The sequence below is a fragment of the Sphaerisporangium siamense genome (assembly GCF_014205275.1).
Lineage (GTDB): Bacteria > Actinomycetota > Actinomycetes > Streptosporangiales > Streptosporangiaceae > Sphaerisporangium > Sphaerisporangium siamense.
In genome coordinates, this window is the sequence record NZ_JACHND010000001.1 from 1,137,764 (window position 1) to 1,151,708 (window position 13,945).

The 13,945-nt window shown below is 73.3% G+C and carries 16 protein-coding genes; 12 read left to right on the forward strand and 4 right to left on the reverse strand.

What is annotated here, in order from left to right; translation table 11 throughout:
* The first annotated feature begins 14 nt into the window (after positions 1 to 14).
* Genes BJ982_RS05295 through BJ982_RS05320 form a run of 6 tightly spaced genes read left to right on the forward strand, consistent with a single transcriptional unit; the run spans position 15 to position 7,683 of the window.
* Entirely contained in the window at positions 15 to 695 is a 681-nt protein-coding gene (locus BJ982_RS05295) for a GntR family transcriptional regulator (RefSeq protein WP_184877106.1), read from the forward strand.
* Positions 692 to 2,161 (forward strand): NAD-dependent succinate-semialdehyde dehydrogenase, encoded by a 1,470-nt coding sequence (locus BJ982_RS05300; protein WP_184877108.1) that lies wholly within the window; start codon positions 692 to 694, stop codon positions 2,159 to 2,161. Before BJ982_RS05295 ends, BJ982_RS05300 begins: the two co-directional genes overlap by 4 nt.
* A complete protein-coding gene (locus BJ982_RS05305; protein ID WP_239123284.1) occupies positions 2,158 to 3,228 on the forward strand; it encodes a DUF2804 domain-containing protein in 1,071 nt (356 codons plus the stop codon). The genes BJ982_RS05300 and BJ982_RS05305 overlap by 4 nt, the downstream gene beginning before the upstream one ends.
* A gap of 11 nt (positions 3,229 to 3,239) precedes the next feature.
* Positions 3,240 to 5,012 (forward strand): glycerol-3-phosphate dehydrogenase/oxidase, encoded by a 1,773-nt coding sequence (locus BJ982_RS05310; RefSeq protein WP_184877109.1) that lies wholly within the window; start codon positions 3,240 to 3,242, stop codon positions 5,010 to 5,012.
* Entirely contained in the window at positions 5,009 to 6,487 is a 1,479-nt protein-coding gene (locus tag BJ982_RS05315) for an FGGY family carbohydrate kinase (RefSeq protein WP_184877111.1), read from the forward strand. Before BJ982_RS05310 ends, BJ982_RS05315 begins: the two co-directional genes overlap by 4 nt.
* Positions 6,484 to 7,683 carry a CaiB/BaiF CoA transferase family protein gene (locus BJ982_RS05320; RefSeq protein WP_184877113.1) on the forward strand — a complete coding sequence of 400 codons (1,200 nt, stop codon included), beginning with the start codon at positions 6,484 to 6,486 and terminating at the stop codon, positions 7,681 to 7,683. Before BJ982_RS05315 ends, BJ982_RS05320 begins: the two co-directional genes overlap by 4 nt.
* Before the next feature lie 4 nt (positions 7,684 to 7,687).
* On the opposite strand, the gene BJ982_RS05325 is transcribed toward BJ982_RS05320, so the two are convergent.
* From BJ982_RS05325 to BJ982_RS05335, 3 genes are all read right to left on the reverse strand, one after another.
* Complete coding sequence (locus BJ982_RS05325; RefSeq protein ID WP_184877116.1) at positions 7,688 to 8,047, reverse strand: hypothetical protein; 360 nt, start codon at positions 8,045 to 8,047, stop codon at positions 7,688 to 7,690.
* A 49-nt stretch (positions 8,048 to 8,096) separates the two neighbouring features.
* Complete coding sequence (locus BJ982_RS05330) at positions 8,097 to 8,408, reverse strand: hypothetical protein (protein WP_184877118.1); 312 nt, start codon at positions 8,406 to 8,408, stop codon at positions 8,097 to 8,099.
* Positions 8,409 to 8,513: 105 nt separating this feature from the next.
* Positions 8,514 to 8,993: a (2Fe-2S) ferredoxin domain-containing protein gene (locus BJ982_RS05335; protein ID WP_203959282.1), complete on the reverse strand. Its 480-nt coding sequence runs from the start codon at positions 8,991 to 8,993 to the stop codon at positions 8,514 to 8,516.
* Positions 8,994 to 9,222: 229 nt separating this feature from the next.
* Between BJ982_RS05335 and BJ982_RS05340 the strand changes: the two genes are divergently transcribed.
* From BJ982_RS05340 to BJ982_RS05355, 4 genes are read left to right on the forward strand one after another with little or no spacing between them, the layout of a single operon-like run.
* Positions 9,223 to 9,648, forward strand: coding sequence for an SH3-like domain-containing protein (locus BJ982_RS05340; protein WP_184877120.1), 426 nt, complete (start codon positions 9,223 to 9,225; stop codon positions 9,646 to 9,648).
* Positions 9,648 to 9,950 (forward strand): SH3-like domain-containing protein, encoded by a 303-nt coding sequence (locus tag BJ982_RS05345; protein ID WP_184877122.1) that lies wholly within the window; start codon positions 9,648 to 9,650, stop codon positions 9,948 to 9,950. Before BJ982_RS05340 ends, BJ982_RS05345 begins: the two co-directional genes overlap by 1 nt.
* The gene (gene scnC, locus BJ982_RS05350; protein WP_239123285.1) at positions 9,950 to 10,669 is read left to right on the forward strand and encodes a thiocyanate hydrolase subunit gamma; all 720 of its coding nucleotides are present in this window, start codon (positions 9,950 to 9,952) and stop codon (positions 10,667 to 10,669) included. The genes BJ982_RS05345 and scnC overlap by 1 nt, the downstream gene beginning before the upstream one ends.
* The gene (locus tag BJ982_RS05355) at positions 10,666 to 11,004 is read left to right on the forward strand and encodes a ScnB (protein WP_184877124.1); all 339 of its coding nucleotides are present in this window, start codon (positions 10,666 to 10,668) and stop codon (positions 11,002 to 11,004) included. Before scnC ends, BJ982_RS05355 begins: the two co-directional genes overlap by 4 nt.
* Positions 11,005 to 11,017: 13 nt before the next feature.
* Here the strand turns inward: BJ982_RS05355 and BJ982_RS05360 are convergent, their stop codons facing one another.
* Entirely contained in the window at positions 11,018 to 11,728 is a 711-nt protein-coding gene (locus BJ982_RS05360) for a YoaK family protein (protein WP_184877127.1), read from the reverse strand.
* 358 nt (positions 11,729 to 12,086) lie between these two features.
* Between BJ982_RS05360 and BJ982_RS05365 the strand changes: the two genes are divergently transcribed.
* On the forward strand, positions 12,087 to 13,610 hold the full coding sequence (locus tag BJ982_RS05365; RefSeq protein WP_184877129.1) for an AMP-binding protein: 1,524 nt from the start codon (positions 12,087 to 12,089) through the stop codon (positions 13,608 to 13,610).
* Positions 13,611 to 13,622: 12 nt separating this feature from the next.
* Complete coding sequence (locus tag BJ982_RS05370; protein ID WP_184877130.1) at positions 13,623 to 13,895, forward strand: acyl carrier protein; 273 nt, start codon at positions 13,623 to 13,625, stop codon at positions 13,893 to 13,895.
* Positions 13,896 to 13,945: the final 50 nt, after the last annotated feature.

Sequence of the window (13,945 nt, forward strand, 5' to 3'; positions counted from 1 at the left end):
GGGTGTCCGCAGCGATGACAGAAACGTTCCCCGCGCAGGGCAGCGCCCAGCAGTTCCGCACCAAGGCGGAGCTGGCGGCGGAGCACATCAAGCAAATGATCATGTCGGGCCAGGCGCCTCCCGGGACGAAGATCGTCACCAGGGTGGTCGCCCAGGCCGTCGGCATCAGCGACACCCCGGTGCGGGAGGCCATCAAGCAACTGGTCTCCGAGGAGTGGCTGGTCGAGCGCCCGCACATCGGCGCGGTCGTCGCCGACTTCACCGTGCAGAACGTGCGCGAGCTGTACGGCATACGGGCCGCGCTGACGTCCCTGGCCCTGCAACTGCACCAGGCCCCGCTCAGCGGGCCCCGGTTGGCGGCGGTGGACGAGGTGCTGGCCGGCTCCACCGTGGCCATCGCCGCGGGCGACGTCGCCGCGTTCGCCGCGCTCAACCGGCGCTTCCACTCGTTGTTATGCGACACCGAGCAGTCCCGGCTCGTGCACCGGATGCTCGTGGGCCTGTGGTCGAAGACCGAGACGGCGCAGCGCGGTTTCCGGCTCGTGCCCTGGCGGCTGCCGCAGTCCCACGCCGAGCACGTGGCGATCAGGGACGCGCTGGCGGAGGGGGACATCGCGCGCGCGAGCGAGCTGCAGCACGCGCACGAGATGGCGGCGATGAACGCGTTGATCCAAGCGATGGACGGTGAAGCATGAGGACAGGACGGGCCCTCGTCGGAGGGCGCTGGCGGGAGACGGCGGAACGCTTCGCGGTGACCGACCCCGCGACCGGCGAGACGATCGCCGAGGTCGCCGAGTGCGGCGCGGAGCTGACCGTCGAGGCCGTCGACGCCGCGTCGGCGGCCCTGCCCGGCTGGCGGGCCATGCCTGCGCACGAGCGGGCGGCGATCATGCGGCAGGCCGCCGCGCTGCTCGCCGCCCGCGCGCGGGAGATCGGCGCGGTCATGACGGCCGAGCAGGGCAAACCGCTGGCCGAGGCCGCGGGCGAGGTGGTCGCGGGAGCCGACCACCTCCTCTGGGCCGCGGAGGAGACCCGCCGCGTGTACGGCGAGACCATCCCGTCGACCGGCGCCGACACGCGCATGTGGCTGCTGCCCGAGCCGGTCGGCGTCGTGGCGGGCATCACGCCGTGGAACTTCCCGGTCTCGATGATCACCAGGAAGCTGGGGCCGGCGCTGGCCGCGGGCTGCACGGTGGTGCTCAAGCCGTCCGAGCTGACCCCCATGTCGGCGATCGCGGTCGCCGAGTGCCTGACCGAGGCGGGCTTCCCGCCGGGGGTGTTCAACCTGGTCACCACGACCAGGCCCGAGGAGTTCGCCGGAGTGGTCATGGCCGACTCCCGGGTGCGGAAGGTGTCCTTCACCGGGTCGACGGCGGTCGGCAGGGAGCTGATCCGGCGCAGCGCGGACGACGTCAAGCGGCTCAGCGTCGAGCTGGGCGGCCACGCCCCCGTGCTCGTCTTCCCCGACGCCGACGTGGCGGCCGCCGCGGCGGGCGTGGCCAGGAGCAAGTTCATGAACGCCGGCCAGGCGTGCACGTCGCCGAACCGCGTCTACGTGCACGAGTCCGTCGCGGCGGAGTTCGTCGACGAGCTGGTCAAGCTCGCCGAGGCGGTCACCGTGGGCGCCGGCGCCGAGCCCGGCGTCACGATGGGCCCGCTGATCGACGACCGCGCCGTGGCCAAGGTCGGCCGCCATGTCGAGGACGCCCTCGCGCACGGGGCCCGCCTGGCGACGACCCGGCGGGAGGGGCCGGGCAGGTTCGTCCCGCCCATGGTGCTGACCGGCGTCACCGACGCCATGCTCGTGTGCCGGGAGGAGACCTTCGGCCCCGTCGCGCCGGTCCTGACGTTCGGCGCGGGCCCCAAGGACGCGGAGAACGCCGGCGGCGTGCAGGACGGGGACGTGGCGGGCGTGCTGGCCAGGGCGAACGCCACGCCGTACGGCCTGGCCGCGTACCTGTGGACGCGCGACCTGGCCCGGACGGTGCGGGTCTGCGAGGAGCTGCAGTTCGGCATCGTCTCGGTCAACGGGGCCCCGCTCGCGCCGCCCCAGGGACCGTTCGGCGGGATCAAGGGCAGCGGGTACGGCCGCGAGGGCGGCCACCACGGCGTGGAGGACTTCGTGGAGTACAAGTACGTGAGCGTGGGGCTGGGACGATGACGGAGCAGACGAACGGCACGGGGGACCGCGCGCCCGCGCGCAGGGAGAACGCGCTGACCAAGGACGCCGCACGCCGGGTCGTGGAGCGCGAGATCACCAGCCGGGTCGACCTGTGCCGTCCCGACGGGCGGCTCAACCCGGCGGCGGTCGGCTGGAGCCGCACTCCCCTGCACCGGGCGAACATCCGCGGCTGGGGACGCACGATGCGCTGGGAATACTGGTGCCTGACCAGCCCCGAGCACGTCTTCGCCTTCAGCGCCTCCAGCCTGGACTACCTGGCCAGCGAGTCCGCCTGGTACCTCGACAGGACCACGGGCAGGGACGTCTCCAGCCGCAGCCTCATCGTGCCGAGCCGGGGCACCTCCTTCTCCGATCGCAGCGGCGAGGGCAGCGTCAGGATCGGCAAGGGCCCGCTCAAGATCGCCGTGGACGAGACGGCCGACGGCACCCGGCTCCGGCTCAGGTCGCCGGAGTTCGAGGCCGACCTGCTGGTCCACCGGATCGAGGGCCGCGACAGCCTGGCGGTGGTCGTGCCCTGGTCGTCGCGGCGCTTCCAGTACACCGTCAAGGACCTCGGGCGGCCGGCGGAGGGCTCGCTGACCGTCAACGGGCGCCGCATCCGCCTGTCGGCCGACGACACCCTCGCCACTCTGGACCACGGCCGCGGGCGCTGGCCCGGCAAGGTCCTGTGGAACTGGGGCGCGGCGTCGGGGCGCTCCGGCGGGCGCGAGGTCGGCGTCCAGATCGGCGGCAAGTGGACCGACGGCACCGGCAGCGTCGAGAACGGCCTGTTCCTCGACGGGCGGCTGCACAAGATCAGTGAAGAGCTGGTGTGGCGCTACGACACCTCCGACTGGATGGCGCCGTGGCGGATCACCGGCGAGCGCGTCGACCTGGAGTTCGTCCCCGAGCACGTCCGCTCGGCCGACGTCACCCGGCTCTACCTGCACAGCAGGGAGGACCAGGCCTTCGGCCGCTACCGGGGCACGGTGGTCGCCGACGACGGCACCGTCGTGGAGATCGACGACCTGTTCGGCTGGGCCGAGGAAGTGTGCAGGCGCTGGTGAGGGAGCGACAGATGACATCCGTTCAGGGCACGGCCTGGAACGACCCCCTGGGCCCCGAGCCGTTCGCGGCGGGGCTGCCCTTCGGGGCGGGCTCCGTCCTCGACCCGCTGCGCCGCGACGACGACCTGGCCGAGCTGACCGGCGACCTGCTCGACGTCCTGGTGGTCGGCGGCGGCGCGACCGGCGCGGGCGCGGCGCTCGACGCCGCCTCGCGCGGCCTGACCACCGCCCTGCTCGAAGGGGGCGACCTGGCCTCCGGCACGTCGAGCAACTCCAGCCGCCTGCTGCACGGCGGCGTGCGCTACCTGGAGCAACTGGAGTTCGGCCTGGTCCGCGAGGCGCTGCACGAGCGCGGCCTGCTGCAGGAGCTGGCGCCACACCTGGTCCGGCGCATGTCGTTCCTGTACCCGCTGACCCACCGCGTGTGGGAGCGCGGGTACGTGGGCGCGGGGCTGACCCTCTACGACGCCCTCGCCGGGCTCGGCGACCGGCACGGCTTCCGCCGCCACCGCCACCTCACCCGCAAGGCCCTGCTCAAGCAGGCCCCGCAGTTGCGCGCGGACGCGGCGGTCGGCGCGCTGTCGTACGACGACGGGCACGTGGACGACGCCCGGCTGGTGCTGGCCCTGGCCCGTACCGCGGCGCGCGAGGGCGCGACCGTGCTGAGCCGGGTCCGCGTCACCGGGCTGGCGACCCGCCCGGGACATACCGTGGCCACCTGCGTCGACACCCTCAGCGGCGAGCGGTTCACCGTCCGCGCCCGCCGGGTGGTGCTGGCCACCGGCCCGTGGTCGGGGCTCACCCAGAAGATGCTCGGCACCGGCCCGGTGCGCGTGCGCGCCTCCAAGGGCGTGCACCTGGTGCTGCCCCGCGAGCGGCTGCCGATGGACAGCGCCCTGATCGCGCGCACGCCGAGCTCGGTGCTGTTCATCATCCCCACGGGCGACGTGGTGCTGCTGGGCACGACGGACACGCCGTGGGACAAGGGCCCCGGGCCCGTGCTGCCGACGGGGGCGGACGTGCGCTACCTGCTCGACCAGGCCAACCTGTGGCTGCGCGAGCCGCTCACGCCCGGCGACGTGCTCGGCGTCTACGCGGGGCTGCGCCCCCTGGTCGACCAGCCCGACCGGGAGCGGACGCAGGCGATCAGCAGGGAGCACGTGGTGCGGGAGGTCGCGCCGGGCTGCGTGGTCGTGGCGGGCGGCAAGCTCACCACCTACCGGGTGATGGCCCGCGACGCGGTGGACGCCGCCGTCGCCGGGCTGCCCGCGGTCAGGCCCTCCGCGACCGAGCACCTGCCGCTGTCCGGCGCGAGCGGCTTCCACCAGGCGTGGTCCCGGCGCGACTCGGCCGCCGCCGCGGCGGGGCTGCCCGTGGCGGCCGTCGAACGGCTGGCCCGCCGCTACGGCGCGGAGTACCCGCTGCTGCTGGCCATGGGACGCCGCGATCCCGCGCTGCTCGACCCGGTGCCGGGGGCGCCCTCGCTGCTGGCCGGCGAGGTGCTCTACGCCGCGCGGCACGAGGCCGCGATGACCGTGGACGACGTGCTGCGCCGCCGCAGCAGGGCCGGACTCGAAACGGCCGACGGGGGCGCGGGCGCGGCGCCGCACGTGGCGGCCCTGCTGGCCGCGGCGCTCGGCCGCGACGAGAGCTGGGCGGCCGAGCAGGCCGCGAGCTACACGCGGACCGCCGAGGTGACCCGCGCGGCGCTGGACACCTCGGACGACGCCGAGCTGGCCCCGCTGCTGGCCGACCTCGCCGGCCGCTGGAGCGGTGCCGCATGAGCGTGCTGGCCGTCGACGCCGGGACCACCGGCGTCACCGCGCTGGTCGTCTCCGAGCAGGGCCGGGTGGTCGCCAAGGGGCACCGCGAGTTCCCCCAGCACTTCCCCGCGCCCGGCCGCGTCGAGCACGACCCCGGCGACATCTGGGCCGCCGTGCTGGACGCCTGTTCCACGGCGCTCGGCGCGGCGGAGCAGGCCGGCGCGACCCCGGTGTCGTGTGTCGGGCTGACCAACCAGCGCGAGACCGTCGTGCTGTGGGACCGCGCGACCCTGCGCCCGGCGACCCGGGCGATCGTCTGGCAGGACCGCCGTTCCGCCGGGGAGTGCGACCGGCTGCGGGAGCACGAGCCCCGGATCCGCGCGCTGACCGGCCTGCCGCTGGACCCGTACTTCTCGGCCACCAAGCTGTCCTGGCTGCGCGCCAACGACCCCGGGACCTGGGACGGCGTGCGGGCGGGCCGCGTCGCGGTCGGCACCGTCGACTCCTACCTGCTGGCCCGGCTCACCGGCGGGCGGCTGCACGCGACCGACCCGTCGAACGCCTCGCGGACGCTGCTGTTCGACCTGGCCGCCGCGCGGTGGTCGGCGGAGCTGACCGAGCTGTTCGGCGTGCCCGAGGCGGCGCTGCCGGAGATCGTCCCGTCGAGCGCGCCGGTCGGCCGCACGGCCCCCGAGCACTTCCTCGGCCTGGACGTGCCGATCTGCGGCATCGCCGGAGACCAGCAGGCCGCGCTGTTCGGGCACGCCGCCTTCGCCCCGGGCGACATGAAGTGCACCTACGGCACCGGCAGCTTCCTGCTGGTCAACACCGGCGACCGGATCGCCGGCGGCGGCGAAGCGCTGCTGTCCACCGTCGCGTGGCAACTGGGCGGCGAGCCGGTGAAGTACGCCCTCGAAGGGTCGGTCTTCGTCACCGGGGCGGCGGTGCAGTGGCTGCGCGACGGGCTCGGCCTGATCGACGACTCGGCGGGCAGCGAGCGGCTGGCCGCCTCGGTGGCCGGCACCGAAGGGCTGGTCTTCGTCCCCGCCCTCACCGGCATCGGCTCCCCGCACTGGGACCCGGCGGCCCGGGGCGCCCTGCTCGGCATCACCAGGGGCACGACCGCCGCCCACCTCGCCCGCGCCGTCCTCGAGGGCATCGCCTACCAGATCCGCGACGTCGTCGAGGCGGTCGCCGGCCCGGCCGGCATCCCCGTCTCCCGGCTGGCGGTCGACGGCGGGGCCTCGGCCAACGACCTGCTCTGCCAGATCCAGGCCGACCTGCTGGGCCGGCCCGTGGCGCGCCCGGAGACCACCGAGACCACCGGCCTCGGCGCGGCCTTCCTCGCGGGCCTGGCGGGCGGCGTGTGGAGCGGCCCCGCCGAGATCGCGGCGGCGCGCGGCGACGTCAAGGTCTTCTCCCCGCGCGAGGTGGCCGAGGACGGCTACCGCCGCTGGCTCGACGCGGTGGACGCGGTCCGGCGGTTCGGCTCGTGACCGCGCCGCAGACCCCGGCGCCGGGGCCGCTCGCCGGGATCAGGGTCGCCGACTTCTCGCGCGTCCTGGCCGGGCCGTACGCCACCATGATCCTCGCCGAGCTCGGCGCGGACGTGGTCAAGGTGGAGCACCCCGGACACGGCGACGACACCCGGGCGTGGGGCCCGCCGTACGCGGGCGGCGAGGCCGCCTACTATCTCGCGCTGAACCGCGGCAAGAGGAGCATCGCGCTCGACGTGAAGCACCCCTCGGGCGGGGAGATCGCCCGCCGGTTGTGCGCCGGGGCGGACGTGGTGATCGAGAACTTCCGGCCGGGCGTCGCCGAGCGCCTGGGGCTCGGCTACGAGACGGTGCGGGGCGGCAACCCTGACGTCGTGTACTGCTCGATCAGCGGCTTCCCCGGCGAGGACCGTCCCGGCTTCGACGCCACGATCCAGGCGGAGAGCGGCTACATGCACATCACCGGCGAGTCCCCGAGCAAGGTGGGGGTGGCGATCACCGACGTGCTCGCCGGGCTGAACGCGGCCGTGGCGATCCTGGGAGCGCTGCACCGGCGCGCGAGCGGAGGCCCCGGCGGGCGGGTGGAGGTCTCGCTCCTCGGCTCCGCCCTGTCCGGGCTGGTCAACGTCGCGCAGAGCGCGCTGATCTCCGGCGAGGAGGCGGTCGCCTACGGCAACGCGCACCCGGCGGTCGTGCCGTACCAGACCTTCCACGCCGCCGACGGCCGCTTCGTGGTCGCCGCGGGCAACGACCGCCTCTTCCGCGCGCTGTGCGGGGCGATCGGCCGTGACGACCTGGCCGCCGACCCGCGCTTCAGCACCAACGCGGGCCGCGTCCGCCACCGCGAGGCCCTGATCGCCGAGCTGGAGGCGGTCTTCGCCACGCGCGGGGCCGAGGAGTGGACCACGCTGCTCGACGCCGCCGGGGTGCCGACCGGCAAGATCCGGGGCGTCCTGGAGGCGCTCAGGGCGGCGCCCGGCTCGACCTTCCAGGTCGAGCACCCGACGGCGGGGCCGCTCGACCTGGTCCGCACCGGGTTCACCGTGGGCGACGCCCGGCACGACGCCGTGCCCCCGCCGCTGCTCGGCCAGCACACCTTCGACCTGCTCGCCGAACTGGGCGTCGGCGACGAGGACGCCGCCCGCCTGGCGCACGAGGGCGTCGTCCGCCAGGCTCCCGCCCCGTCCGCCCGATAGGCGACTACCAGCGGTGCCAGAGCTTCTGACGTATGACGCAGACGCGTCTCTTCGTGCACTTGGCCACCTGGGTCGGGGAGTTGCCGTTCACGATCGTGTTGGACACCTGCTGCACCCCGCGCATGGTGGTGGGGTTCTGGCCGGCGTAGACCTTGTTGTAGCTGCCGTTCCCGATGCGCGAATGGGTGATGCCGTTCCTGCCGTCCCCGGTGCTCGCCGCGCTGCCGACCCGGTCGGCCGTCATGCCGTACGCGTCCGGCGGGGCCAAGGCCAAGGCGCCGAGGCCGCCGGCGAGCAGGACGGTCAGCGCCAGCCGCACGGCGACGGCCGTCCGGTGCGGCGGATTCTCCGTGTGAAGGGTCATTGCTTCGCACACCTGCCCTCGTCGATTCGGATAGGCCGGGGAGAGGGTCTCACTGGTCGCGGAAGCAGGCGATGTGGAACGAACGGGGGGCCGGGGTGCCGTCCGGCGCGTAGGTGCGCACGACCATCTGGTGCGGGTCCTCGTCCAGGCCCACCGTGATCAGGCCGGGCTCCACGGGCTCGGTCAGCGCGCTGCCGATGGTGCCCGCGAAGTTCGTCTTGGCCTTGCCCTGGAGCGGGACCTCCCACCGGATGACGTATTCGTTCGTCCCGTCGAACCGGCAGCCGGCCACCAAGTATCCGCGGTTGACGGACCCGTCGGCCTCGATCACACAGGCCAGCCTTTTCTCGAACTCCGCCATTGTGGTTCCGTTTCCATGAGGCGAAGAAAATGCTCTTCGCCGCCCGTTCCTACAGCGCTTTTCTTTCCAGTCCGGCCCTTCGATAATCCGGGGAGTTCCGGACGCTCACGCCTGGCCGGGCGCCGGCGCCGATCCGCCGGGCGCGGCCTCGGGCGCGGCGGCGCTCCCGTGCGCCCGGCGCGGCGGGGTGAACGTGTGGAGGCTCAGCACGGCCGGCAGGTCGGCGAGGCCGGGCCCTCCGGCGTTCACCCAGGCGACGATGTCGTCGATGATCTGCTCGTCCAGCACGAACCCCAGCCACACGGGACGCCCGCCCGCGGCGCGCCCCTCCCGCGACGGGCTGACGGTGACGACGTTGGAGTAGGCGCACGGCCCCAGGCATTCGTCGACGACGCGGACACGTACCGGCTGGACCAGGCCCCGCCGCAGCCGCCTCGGCTGTTCCTTGTGGCCGACGCCCGGGTGTTTCCTGGCGGTGCCGCAGCAGCAGCCCCGGCACACGGTGACCAGGCATCCTAGCGACCGGCCCGCCCGGGAGGCGGCCCCGCTCACCGCGCCGCCCCCGGCACCGGCGGTTCCGTCCACACCATGACCGCCTCCTGAGCACAGGCCGGACCTTCCCGATCAATCATCGTCCGCGAGGTGTTCCCCGTGCTGGAGCACGACTTTTCCAAGCCATCGGAAAACCTTGTTCAATAACGCTCTCCCCGCACAGGTCAATATTGTTTGACCCTCTTTTCCGCTGCCTGCGCCATGGCGTGACGGTGTCGCCGGGTATGGTGGCAGACGACGTTCTCGCAGAACGGGGAGAACAATGCCGGGACTTACGTACGACCAGCTTCAGAAGAAGGCCAAAGATCTGGCGCCGGAAGAGCGCGAGATATTGGATTCGCCGTACACGATCTCGAACGAGGCGTACGCCGCGCTGCGGTGGGTGCTGCACGACGTCGGCGGCCAGGTCGACATTCCCGCGCCCTATCTGGAGAAGGGCGAGGAGCCGTGGGAGATGAACACCTATCTCACGTGTGAATGCCTGGGCTGGCGCGGCGCCTGGAACTCCGAGGAGCGGCGCAGGCGCGAGAACGATCTCGGTGGGACCCAGTACTTCGGGCTGCCGTACTACGCCCGCTGGATCACGGTGGCGACGAAGTCGCTCGTCGACAAGGGATACATCACGGTCGACGAGCTCGGCGCCAAGATCGACGAGATCCGGGAGCGGTACGAGAAGGGGAAGCAGTGATGGCCAAGCCGAAGTTCGACGTCGGCGACGAGGTGCGCGTACGCAACCAGACCTCGCTGTTCCACACGCGCACCCAGAAGTACACGCGTGGCCATGTCGGTGTGGTCAGTGAGCACCGCCCCGAATGGGTGATCCCCGAGGACGAGGCGTTCGGCCGTGTCGAGGACGGCAGGAAGGAACCCTTCTACGTCGTCCGCTTCAAGCAGACGGAACTGTGGCCGGACTACACCGGGTTCGAGCGCGACACCTTGGAATCGGAGTTCTCGGAGCGCTGGCTGGAGCCGGCGCGCAAGGAGAAGTGATGAGCGGAAGCCACCGTCACGACGGCCACGACGGCCACGACGGCCACGACGGCCACCCCACCTTCCCGGTGGCCTCGCAGGTCAGTGAGTTCGAGATCCTCGAACTCGCCGTCCGGGAACTCGCGATCGAGAAGGGGATCTTCTCGGCCGAGGACCACCGCCGTTTCGCCGAATGGGCGGACGGCGTGGGCCCGCACGGGGGCTCCAAGCTCGTCGCCAAGGCGTGGAACGACCCCGGGTTCAAGCGCCGCCTGCTGGAGAACGGCACGGAGGCGTGCAAGGAGGTGGGCATCGACTGGCTCAAGCCCACGGGTACCGGGACGCCCAGCGACTACACCTTCTTCTACGTGCTGGAGAACACGCCCCAGGTGCACAACGTCATCGTGTGCACGCTGTGCTCCTGTTATCCGCGGCCGGTCCTCGGCATGTCACCCGACTGGTACCGGACCCCGAGCTACCGGCGCCGCATGGTCCGGCGGCCCCGCGAGGTCCTCGCCGAGTTCGGCCTGCACCTGCCGCCGGAGGTCGAGGTCCGCGTGCACGACTCCAACCAGAAGTCCCGGTTCATGGTGATGGCCATGCGCCCGGAGGGCACGGAGGGCTGGAGCGACGAGCAACTCGAACAGATCGTCACCCGCGACACCATGATCGGGGTGGCGCTGCCGAAGGCCGGGCGCACCTCGGACGAGGACGTACAGGCGAAGGCGGCGTGGCGATGAGCGGCGGGACCGGCACGTACGGCGTGCTCATGGAGACGCTCGACGACATCGGCGAGCGCACCGACACCAGCCTGGCCTGCCTGGACGGCGAGCCGGAGCCGTGGGAGTCGCGGATGCAGGTGACCTGCGAATGCCTGTCCAAGGCGGGCGCCCTCGACAACCTGGAGCGCAGGCACGAGGAGGACCGGCTCGGCGAGACGATCTACGTCAGGTTCCCGGTCCGCACGCGCTCGGCGCTCACGGTCGCGCACACGCTCATGGACAGGAACGTCTTCAGCGAGGCGGACCTGCGACGGAAGATGGCGGAGGTGCGGACACGCCTCACCGAGGAGTGACCGCCGCCCGGGCTCAGCCCGGGCCGCCGTCTCCCTCCGGCCCGCCGCTGCGGGCGACGTATCCGAGCGTCACCAGCACGCTGACGGCGGCGATCGCCGTGAGCGCGACGGGCAGCCCGAACCTGAGCAGGATCACGGTGCCGACCGCCGCGCCGACCACCAGCGCGACGATCTGGCCCTCCCTGCGGCCCATCCGCACCCGCGTGCCGGTGCCGATGATGGAGTCCGCCGCCACGTTGGTCAGCGTTCCCGTGACCACCGTCGTCACGATGTCCGGCACCTTGAGGCGGCGTATGACGGTGTTGCGCATCCCCATGGCAAGGCCCAGGATGACGATCAGCGGGTAACGCCCGGACGGGGTGGCCAGCGACAGCACGAAGAACGCCGCGAGGGCGGCGGCCACGTGCAGGACCGTCTCCACGACCAGGCCAAGGACGAGCCGGCGACGCGGGTCCGGCGTCGCGGCGGTCAGTCGGCCGCCGAGCGCGGCGCCGGCGAAGAAGCTCGCCAGCGAGATGAGCGTCGCCACGACGGAGAACTGCGCGACGCCGCCGGCCGCGAAGCCCATCATCAGCAGGTTCCCCGTCATGTTGCTGGTGAAGACCTGGCTGAGCGCCGTGAAGCTGACCGCGTCGACCATTCCCGCGATGGCGGTGAGAGACCCCCAGACCGGCCAGCCGAACCCGCGGAGCTCGTCCGGCCGAGCCGTCTTCCCGGTCCCCATGGTCCGACCTCTTCTCGTCCCTCCCCACGCGGCCGGTCATTGGCGTGCGCCCACCGAAGCTAGGCGACCGGAGAGCGGCGTCAGAGGCCGTCCTGTCGTGTTTTGACAAGCCTTTCCCCCTCCGCCCCAGGCGCATGGGTATGGCTTTTCCCGGAGAGTTCGCCGAGACTGAAAAGGCACGCGACGACGCACGACACGGCCCGATCCCCGTGATCGCCGTGCGCTCCCGTCCCCGGCGCCCCCCGTGGCCGGGCCTCTCCGCGCGGAGGCGGCAGCATTGCGCCCTTTCTCCTCACCCGACCCGTGCGGCGCCGGATGCCGTGCCCATGGACAGGGAGGCCCGCGCACCCTTCCCGCGATGGTCGAGGAGGCCGCCGCGCGCACGCCCGCGGCGATCGCGGTCGTCGGCGAGCGCGCGACCACCTACGCCGAGCAGACGACCACCTACGGCAGGTGCACGACCACCTACGGCGAGCTGGTGCGCGGGATGCGGGCGGTCGCCGCCCGGCTGGCCTCCCATGGAGTGAAGCCCGGCGACGTGGTCGCACTCGCCGCGGCGCGATCGGATCGCTCGCCCGCCCTCGCCCTCGGCATCATGCGCGCGGGCGCGGTCTACCTGCCCCTCGACCCCCTGTACCCGGCCCCGCTGCTCGCCCGCATGCGCGCCACGGCCCCGCTGCGCGCCGTCATCACCGACCCGGCCCCGGGAGTGCCCCCGCCGGAGGTGGCCGCGGACCTGGACGCCCACGACCTGCTTGCACCTGCCGACGTGGAACCGCCACCACTCCCCTTGCCGTGCGGACCGGCCTACGTCATGTTCACCTCCGGGTCCACGGGCACGCCCAAGGGGGTGGTGCTTGGCCACGCGGGGCTCGCCGAGTACGCGCGGGCGCTGCCGGACGGCCTCGGGCTGGGCGGCGCGGACCGCTGTCTCGGCGTGTCGCCGCTCGGCTTCTCCTCCTCGATCCGGGAGCTGCTGCTGCCGCTGGCCCGGGGCGCGACGGTCGTCGTGCCGGGCGAGGAGGAGGCGCGCCTGCCCTGGGGCGTGACGGACCTGGTCCGCGCCACCGGGGTGACCCACTTGGACCTGACGCCGTCGTACTGGCGGGCCGTGACGGACGCGATGCCCACCGGCGAGCTGCGGACCGCCCTGGCGACGGTGCGCGGCGTGCTGTTCGCCAGCGAACCCCTCGACACCGATCTCGCCCACCGGACGCGGGCGCTGCTGCCCGCCGCCCGGGTGTGGAACATGTACGGCTGCACCGAGACCACGGGAATCGTCGCCGCGTACGAGGTCGACGGGACCGAGCCGGCCGACACCCTGGTCCCGATCGGCGCGCCCCTGCGCCACGCGGCGGTGTACCTGCGCCCCCGCCCCGAGGATCCGCCGGGGACGGGCCAGATCGTCGTCACAGGCCGCGCCGTCGCACTCGGCCACCTCGACGGGTCCGGCCTCGCGGACGGGTCCGGGTCCGGCCGCGGGTGTGCCGCCCGCCGGTGGGCGACCGGCGACCTGGCCGTGACCGTGGAGGGCGCGACGGTCTGGACGGGCCGCGTCGATCGCATGCGCAAGGTGCGGGGGATGCGCGTGGCGCCCGAGACGGTGGAACACCATCTGCTGGCCTGCCCCGGGGTGCGGCACGCCGCCGTGGTCGGCGTCACCGAACGCGGGGTGACGTGCGTCGTCGCCGGCACGCCCGGCAGCACTCCCCCGGAGGCGGCCGCACTCATGGCGCGGATGCGCGAACGGCTGCCGGCGCACATGGCGCCCGTCGCCGTCACCGTCGTCGCGGACTGGCCGCTGCTGCCCAACGGCAAGTCCGACCTTCGCCTGCTGACCTCCCGCCACGGGCCGCACGCCCCGGGAGCCGCCGCCACCTGACGAGGGAGTGAGATGTCATCCATCGACGACACCGGGCGCACGGCCCGCCACGTGGTACGCGACCTGTGGTCGCGTCTGCTGCCCGGCGGCCACGGCACCTTCACCGAGTGCGGCGGCGACTCCCTCACCGCGCTACGCCTCATCGGCGCGGTCTACGGAACCTGCGGCGTGCGCATGACCCTGGCGGACCTCGGCACAGCGGCCGACGCCGACGACTTCGGCGAACGCGTCGCCCGCGCACTCACCCGGCCCCCGTCCCCCACCAGCGACGGCCCCGCACGATGACCCCCGACCGGAACCCTCACGCGATGCCCCCCGAACGGGACCCTCGCCCG

Excerpts from the sequence above, each read along its gene's own strand:
- BJ982_RS05365 (WP_184877129.1), top strand. The coding sequence starts at position 12,087 with ATGGTCGAGGAGGCCGCCGCGCGCACGCCCGCGGCGATCGCGGTCGTC.
- BJ982_RS05310 (WP_184877109.1), top strand. The coding sequence starts at position 3,240 with ATGACATCCGTTCAGGGCACGGCCTGGAACGACCCCCTGGGCCCCGAG.
- BJ982_RS05355 (WP_184877124.1), top strand. The coding sequence starts at position 10,666 with ATGAGCGGCGGGACCGGCACGTACGGCGTGCTCATGGAGACGCTCGAC.
- BJ982_RS05300 (WP_184877108.1), top strand. The coding sequence starts at position 692 with ATGAGGACAGGACGGGCCCTCGTCGGAGGGCGCTGGCGGGAGACGGCG.
- BJ982_RS05305 (WP_239123284.1), top strand. The coding sequence starts at position 2,158 with ATGACGGAGCAGACGAACGGCACGGGGGACCGCGCGCCCGCGCGCAGG.
- scnC (WP_239123285.1), top strand. The coding sequence starts at position 9,950 with ATGAGCGGAAGCCACCGTCACGACGGCCACGACGGCCACGACGGCCAC.
- BJ982_RS05315 (WP_184877111.1), top strand. The coding sequence starts at position 5,009 with ATGAGCGTGCTGGCCGTCGACGCCGGGACCACCGGCGTCACCGCGCTG.
- BJ982_RS05325 (WP_184877116.1), bottom strand. The coding sequence starts at position 8,047 with ATGACCCTTCACACGGAGAATCCGCCGCACCGGACGGCCGTCGCCGTG.
- BJ982_RS05345 (WP_184877122.1), top strand. The coding sequence starts at position 9,648 with ATGGCCAAGCCGAAGTTCGACGTCGGCGACGAGGTGCGCGTACGCAAC.
- BJ982_RS05330 (WP_184877118.1), bottom strand. The coding sequence starts at position 8,408 with ATGGCGGAGTTCGAGAAAAGGCTGGCCTGTGTGATCGAGGCCGACGGG.
- BJ982_RS05370 (WP_184877130.1), top strand. The coding sequence starts at position 13,623 with ATGTCATCCATCGACGACACCGGGCGCACGGCCCGCCACGTGGTACGC.
- BJ982_RS05360 (WP_184877127.1), bottom strand. The coding sequence starts at position 11,728 with ATGGGGACCGGGAAGACGGCTCGGCCGGACGAGCTCCGCGGGTTCGGC.
- BJ982_RS05295 (WP_184877106.1), top strand. The coding sequence starts at position 15 with ATGACAGAAACGTTCCCCGCGCAGGGCAGCGCCCAGCAGTTCCGCACC.
- BJ982_RS05340 (WP_184877120.1), top strand. The coding sequence starts at position 9,223 with ATGCCGGGACTTACGTACGACCAGCTTCAGAAGAAGGCCAAAGATCTG.